Below are 6,648 nucleotides of genomic sequence, written 5' to 3'. Positions count from 1 at the left end.
TGTCGCCGACTTTTCAACAAAGTGTTGACGTGATGTTGCCGGAGGTCTTAGCTGTTTCCAGCCAAACAGGCTGTCCAGCACCAGGCCACGGAGGCTTCCCGTGTCTTCGAGTACGCCCCAAGGGCTCTCCCGGTTCAACGCCGCCGACGACAGTACGGCTCAGGCCGCCCTGCACGAGGTGTGTGCCAGCCGGTCCTGGGGAAGCGAGATTCTCGCCCAGCGCCCCTACGCCACCACCGACGACCTGTTCGCCGCGAGCGACGCCGCCATGGCCGAGCTGACCGCGGACGACCTGGCCGAGGCGATGGCCGGGCACCCGCCCATCGGCCGGCCGAAGCCGGGAGATGCGACCTCGAACCGCGAGCAGAGCGGAATGTCGGGCGCCTCCGACGCACTCAAGGAGGAGATGCTCGAACTGAACCTGGCCTACCAGGAGAAGTTCGGCCACGTCTTCCTGATCTGCGCCACCGGCCGTACCGGCGAGCAGATGCGCGACGCGGTCCGTAACCGGATCGACAACACGCCGGAACAGGAACGAGAGATCGTTCGTGTGGAGCTCGGCAAGATCAACCGCATTCGCCTGACCCGCATCGCAGAAGGAGACGCAGCATGAGCAGCGAGACGGCTGCACCGACGTCGGTGTCCACGCACATCCTGGACACCAGCGTGGGCCGCCCCGCCGAGGGCGTCGCCCTCACGCTCGCCGTGCGCTCCGGCAGCGACGGCGCCTGGGCCGCCCACGGCGCGTCCAGGACCGATGCGGACGGGCGCTGCAAGGACCTCCCGGCTCTGCCGGAGGGCGCCACCCATGTCCGCCTCGACTTCGCGGTCGAGGAGTACTTCGTTTCAAGCCAACACCGCACCCACAAGCAAGCCGAGGAACAGCAGGACGCCCCCCGCGTAAGGGACAGCGGAGCTTTCTTCCCGGAGGTGGCAATCACCTTTGCCGTCAAGCCGGGCGAGCACTATCACGTACCGCTGCTGCTCAACCCGTTCGGCTACTCCGTATACCGAGGGAGCTAGCACCGACATGCCCACGATTCTCGGCCAGAACCAGTACGGCAAAGCGGAAAACCGCGTCGTCAAGATCACCCGCGACGGCGACACCCACCACATCAAGGACCTGAACGTCTCGGTCGCGCTCTCCGGAGACCTGGAGGAGGTCCACCTCTCCGGCTCCAACGCCAACTGCCTGCCGACCGACACGACCAAGAACACCGTGTACGCCTTCGCCAAGGAGTACGGGATCGAGTCGGCCGAGCAGTTCGGCATCCACCTGGCCCGGCACTTCGTGACCAGCCAGGAGCCGATCAAGAAGGCCCGCATCCGGATCGAGGAGTACGCCTGGGAGCGGATCGAGACCTCGGACGCCAACTCGCGGTTCATCGGCTCCGATGACGTCAAGCACTCCTTCGTCCGCAAGGGCCAGGAGACCCGGCTGACCGAGATCACCTATGACGGCGAGCAGTGGCAGGTCATCTCCGGCCTCAAGGACCTGATCGTCATGAACTCCACCAACTCGGAGTTCTGGGGGTACATCAAGGACAAGTACACGACCCTGAAGGAGGCGTACGACCGCATCCTCGCCACGCAGGTGTCCAGCCGCTGGCGGTTCAACTGGACCGACGACGAGCAGCGGATGCCCAACTGGGAGCGTTCGTACGAGCAGGTCAGGAAGCACATGCTCCAGGCGTTCGCCGAAACCTACAGCCTCTCGCTCCAGCAGACCCTGTACCAGATGGGTTCGCGCATCATCAACAACAGGTCCGAGGTCGACGAGATCCGCTTCTCGCTTCCCAACAAGCACCACTTCCTGGTGGACCTGGAGCCCTTCGGGCTCAAGAACGACAACGAGGTCTACTACGCGGCCGACCGCCCGTACGGACTGATCGAAGCCACTGTTCTGCGCGACGGTGTCGAAGCCCGGATCCCGATGGATCTGACGAACCTCTGACGGTTTTGACGCAACGCCGTGCCTCGCGTCCCCTCCCCACCCCGCAGCGGGGAGGGGACGTGAACTCCGAGGGGAACGACCCATGGCACAGCAAGAGCTAGCCCCGCACCACCCCGTGCCACCGGTCCATCCGGTGGACGAGAAGCCGGCAGTCGAGCGGCTGGTCCCGGCCGCCCTCCAGCACATCGCTGCCATGTACGCCGGCGTTGTCACCCCTCCGCTCATCGTCGGCCAGGCCGTCGGCCTGGACACCGCGGGCCGGACCCGGCTCATCGCCGCCAGCCTGCTCATCGCCGGATGCGCAACCCTGTTGCAGACGCTCGGCATCCGTGGATTCGCCGGCAACCGCCTGCCGTTCGTCAACGCGGCCAGCTCCGCCGGTATCACCCCGATGCTCGCCATCGCCGAGACCACCGCCAAGGGCCACCAACTCCCCGCCATCTACGGGGCAGTTATGGTCGCCGGAGTGTTCTGCCTGGCGGTCGGACCGTTCTTCGGGAGACTGCTCCGCTTCTTCCCGCCGCTGGTCACCGGCGTCGTGATCACCCTCATCGGGGTCACGCTGATGCCCGTACCGGTCGGCTGGGCACAGGGCGGCGACAAGCACGCCGCCGACTTCGGCTCCATGAAGAACCTGGCACTGGCCGGCTTCACCCTCCTCGTGGTGCTGCTGATCCAGCGCTTCACCAAGGGCTTCGTCAAGCAGATCGCGCTGCTGATCGGCCTGGTGGCCGGCACCCTCGCCGCGATCCCCTTCGGGATGGCGAGCTTCGACGGGCTGCGCTCGGCGCCGGTCGCCGCACTGCCCACCCCGTTCTCCTTCGGCCCGCCGGAATTCCAGCCCGCCGCGATCCTCTCCCTGTGCATCGTGATGCTGGTGCTGATGACCGAGTCGTCGGCCGGGATGCTGGCCCTCGGCGAGATCTGCGACCGCCCGACCACCAGCGACACCATCACCCGCGGACTGCGCACCGACGGCATCGCCACCTTCCTCGGGCCGGTCTTCGGCGGCTTCCCGACCAGCGCCTTCGCGCAGAACGTCGGCGTCGTCTCGCTCACCCGGGTCCGCAGCCGCTATGTCGTCGCACTGGCCGGCGCGGTGCTCCTGGTCCTCGGCGCCTTCCCCGTCCTGGGCGCCGTGGTCTCCCTGGTGCCGATGCCGGTGCTGGGCGGCGCGGGAATCGTGCTGTTCGGATCGATCGCGGTCAGCGGCATCCGTACGCTCTCCGAGGCCGGACTCGACGACAGCTCCAACATCATCCTGGTGGCCGTGTCGCTCGGTGCGGGCATCATCCCGCTCGCCGCGCCGACCTTCTACGCCGGGTTCCCCGCCTGGGCACAGACCGTGCTCGGCTCCGGGATCAGCGCCGGAGCCCTGACCGCGGTCCTGCTCAACCTGTTCTTCCATCATCTCGGCACCCGGAGCACCCCGCGGGCGGCGGTACTGTCAGCCGCAACGTCCGGCTCCGGCACTCAAATCCCCTAGGGCCTTGCCGTGCCCACATCGCCACGAAAGAACGAGGAAAGCCCCATGGCAGCATCGGCAGCCCCTGACAGCGCGGTGAAGCAGCGCATCGTTATCGAGAACTGCGCCATCGCGACCGTCGACGCCGACGACACCGAGTACGCCAGCGGATATGTCGTCGTCGCGGACAACGTCATCGAGTCGCTGGGCGCGGGCAAGGCCCCCGAGGGCCTTGCGAACGTGGTCCGCCGCGTCGACGGGACCGGCCACCTGGTCACCCCGGGCCTGATCAACACCCACCACCACTTCTACCAGTGGATCACCCGTGGCCTGGCCACCGACCACAACCTCTTCAACTGGCTGGTCGCGCTCTACCCGACCTGGGCCCGGATCGACGCGCAGATGCTCACCGCGGCCACCCAGGGCTCGCTCGGCATGATGGTCAGGGGCGGCGTCACCACCGCCTCCGACCACCACTACGTCTTCCCCAAGGGCTCCGGCGACCTCGTCGGCGCCGAACTGGCCGCGGTCGCCGAGATCGGCGCCCGGATCACCCTCGCCCGCGGCTCCATGGACCGCAGCGAGAAGGACGGCGGACTGCCGCCGGACTTCGCGGTGGAGACCACCGAGGGCGCCCTCATCGCCACCGAAGAGGCCATCGACAAGCACCACGACGCCTCCTTCGGCTCGATGGTGCACATCGCCGCCGCGCCCTGCTCCCCGTTCTCCATCTCCACCGAACTCCTCAAGGAGGGCGCCGCGCTCGCCCGCCGCAAGGGCGTGCGGATGCACACCCACGGCTCGGAGACCGTGGAGGAGGAGAAGTTCTGCCACGAGCTGTTCGGCATGGGCCCCACCGACTACTTCGAGTCGACCGGCTGGCTCGGTGACGACGTGTGGATGGCGCACTGCGTCCACATGAACGACTCCGACATCGCCGCCTTCGCCCGTACGAAGACCGGTGTGGCGCACTGCCCGTCCTCCAACGCCCGCCTCGCCGCCGGTATCGCCCGGGTGCCCGACATGCTCGCGGCCGGCGTCCCGGTCGGCCTCGGCGTCGACGGCACCGCCTCCAACGAGTCCGGCGAGCTCCACACCGAGCTGCGCAACGCGCTGCTCATCAACCGCCTCGGCGCCCACAAGGAGGCCGCCCTCAACGCCCGCAAGGCGCTGCGGCTCGGCACCTACGGCGGTGCCCAGGTCCTCGGCCGGACCCGCGAGATCGGCTCCCTGGAGCCGGGCAAGCTCGCCGACCTGGTCCTGTGGAAGCTGGACACCCTCGCCCACTCCTCGATCGCCGACCCGGTGACCGCCCTGGTCTTCGGTGCGGCTGCCCCGGTCACGCTGTCGCTGGTCGACGGCAAGCCGGTCGTCGAGGACAGCCACCTCATCAACGTCGACGAGGACGCCATCGCCCGCTCCGCGCGGGCCGAGGCGCAGCGTCTGGCCCGTATCGCCGCCGAGGGCTGATCCCCCCGGCGCGGCACGACAACCCAAGACTCGGTCGGGAGGGACGGCTCCCGGCTGAGCTTGTGGATCCGATCGAGATCCACAAGCGCCGGACCCCGGGGGTGCGGGATCACCTCGTACCCCCGGGCCGGTCATCCCCCACATCGCCGCCCACGCGCCACAAGCGCGGCCATCTGCACGCTCACCAGCGCGACTTCCGGCACCACGCACCACATCGCACGCCCTCCGTGACAGCCTCGCACCGCCTCCCCCGGCGGAGCAGAAATCGACAGGAGGCCCGCAGTGGCCGCAATTACCGGGCAGCAGCCGGAGGAGGACCGGAAGCATCCGGTCGACGAAACCCTCCCGCCCTTCAAGATGTTCACCAGCGGCCTCCAGCATGTGGCCGCGATGTATGCGGGTGTGGTGGCCCCGCCGATGATCGTGGGGCCCGCCTGCGGGCTCAGCCCCACCGAGACCGCGTTCCTCATGGGCGCCAGCCTCTTCACCGCCGGGATCGCCACCCTCCTCCAGACCCTGGGGTTCTGGAAGGTCGGGGCCAAGCTCCCCTTCGTCAACGGCGTCTCGTTCGCCGGTGTCACGCCCATGGTGGCCATCGCGAAGGGGCACGGCCCGCACGACGCACTGCCGGTGATCTTCGGCGCGGTCATGGTCGCCGGCGTGCTGGGTTTCCTCCTCGCCCCCTACTTCTCCAGGCTCGTCCGCTTCTTCCCGCCGGTGGTCACCGGCACCGTCATCACCCTGATCGGCGTCTCGCTGCTCCCGGTGGCCTTCCGCTGGTCCCAGGGCGGCAACGAACAGGCCGCGGACTACGGTTCGTTGAAGAACATCGCGATGGCCGGGGTCACCTTCCTGATCGTGCTCGTGCTGCGCCGGGTGCTGCGCGGGTTCCTCCAGCAGATCGCCATCCTGCTCGGCCTGATCGCCGGGACCATGGTCGCGATACCCGTCGGCATCACCCACTTCTCGGCCATCACCACGGCCAGCCCGGTCGGCTTCCCGACGCCGTTCCACTTCGGCGCACCGCAGTTCGACATCGCCGCGATCATCTCGATGTGCATCGTGATGCTGGTCTGCATGACCGAGTCGACCGCCGACATGCTCGCCCTCGGCAAGATCGTGAACCGCCCGGCGGACGAGCGCACCATCGAGGGCGGCCTCCGCGCCGACACCCTCGGCACCGCCCTCAGCCCGCTGTTCAACGGCTTCGCCAACAGCGCCTTCGCGCAGAACATCGGCCTGGTCGCGATGACCAAGGTCCGCAGCCGCTTCGTCGTGGCCACCAGTGGAGCGATCCTGATCGTCCTGGGCCTGTGCCCGGTCGCCGCCTCGATCATCTCGCTGGTCCCGCTGCCCGTCCTCGGCGGCGCCGGCATCGTCCTCTTCGGCTCGGTGGCCGCCAGCGGCATCCAGACGCTGGCCTCCGCCGCCATGGAGAAGGGCGAGAACGCGCTGATCGTCGCCGCCGCCCTCGGCATCGGCCTGATCCCGATCGCGGCGCCGGAGTTCTACCACAACTTCCCCAAGGACCTGCTGGTCGTCCTGGACTCCGGCATCAGCACCGGCTGCCTGGTCGCCATCGTCCTCAACCTCGCCTTCAACCACTTCGGCCGGAAGGACCCGGCCGCCCCGGACGAGCCGGCGGCCGACGGCCACACGCCCCCGTCCGCCGGGGACATCCCGCACCAGCCCGACCGCGGCCGGATGGACGACGGCGAGACCGCGGCGTCGCCCGCGCACTGACCTGACCGTCCCGCCC

The 6,648-nt window shown here is 68.6% G+C and carries 6 protein-coding genes; all 6 read left to right on the top strand.

All coding sequences use genetic code 11. The features are described from left to right. Positions 1-100 precede the first annotated feature (100 nt). The 6 genes from uraD (at position 101) to IEZ17_RS25840 (ending at position 6,632) form a co-directional block, all read left to right on the top strand. Complete coding sequence (gene uraD, locus IEZ17_RS25865; protein ID WP_189304061.1) at positions 101-613, top strand: 2-oxo-4-hydroxy-4-carboxy-5-ureidoimidazoline decarboxylase; 513 nt, start codon at positions 101-103, stop codon at positions 611-613. Next, positions 610-1,023: a hydroxyisourate hydrolase gene (gene uraH / locus IEZ17_RS25860; RefSeq protein WP_189304060.1), complete on the top strand. Its 414-nt coding sequence runs from the start codon at positions 610-612 to the stop codon at positions 1,021-1,023. Before uraD ends, uraH begins: the two co-directional genes overlap by 4 nt. A gap of 7 nt (positions 1,024-1,030) precedes the next feature. Continuing rightward, positions 1,031-1,954, top strand: coding sequence for a factor-independent urate hydroxylase (gene pucL / locus IEZ17_RS25855; RefSeq protein WP_189304058.1), 924 nt, complete (start codon positions 1,031-1,033; stop codon positions 1,952-1,954). An 82-nt stretch (positions 1,955-2,036) separates the two neighbouring features. Further along, positions 2,037-3,440, top strand: coding sequence for a nucleobase:cation symporter-2 family protein (locus IEZ17_RS25850; RefSeq protein WP_189304056.1), 1,404 nt, complete (start codon positions 2,037-2,039; stop codon positions 3,438-3,440). 45 nt (positions 3,441-3,485) lie between these two features. Beyond that, entirely contained in the window at positions 3,486-4,889 is a 1,404-nt protein-coding gene (locus IEZ17_RS25845; protein ID WP_189304055.1) for an 8-oxoguanine deaminase, read from the top strand. A 282-nt stretch (positions 4,890-5,171) separates the two neighbouring features. Further along, positions 5,172-6,632: a nucleobase:cation symporter-2 family protein gene (locus IEZ17_RS25840; protein WP_189304053.1), complete on the top strand. Its 1,461-nt coding sequence runs from the start codon at positions 5,172-5,174 to the stop codon at positions 6,630-6,632. Positions 6,633-6,648 lie beyond the last annotated feature (16 nt).

Source organism: Streptomyces albospinus (genome assembly GCF_014648695.1).
Classification (GTDB): domain Bacteria; phylum Actinomycetota; class Actinomycetes; order Streptomycetales; family Streptomycetaceae; genus Streptomyces; species Streptomyces albospinus.
This window is presented reverse-complemented; position numbering and strand designations above follow the sequence as displayed.

Bases quoted from the DNA above. Each gene is read 5' to 3' on its own strand.
- uraH (WP_189304060.1), top strand. From the start codon at position 610: ATGAGCAGCGAGACGGCTGCACCGACGTCGGTGTCCACGCACATCCTG.
- pucL (WP_189304058.1), top strand. From the start codon at position 1,031: ATGCCCACGATTCTCGGCCAGAACCAGTACGGCAAAGCGGAAAACCGC.
- IEZ17_RS25850 (WP_189304056.1), top strand. From the start codon at position 2,037: ATGGCACAGCAAGAGCTAGCCCCGCACCACCCCGTGCCACCGGTCCAT.
- IEZ17_RS25845 (WP_189304055.1), top strand. From the start codon at position 3,486: ATGGCAGCATCGGCAGCCCCTGACAGCGCGGTGAAGCAGCGCATCGTT.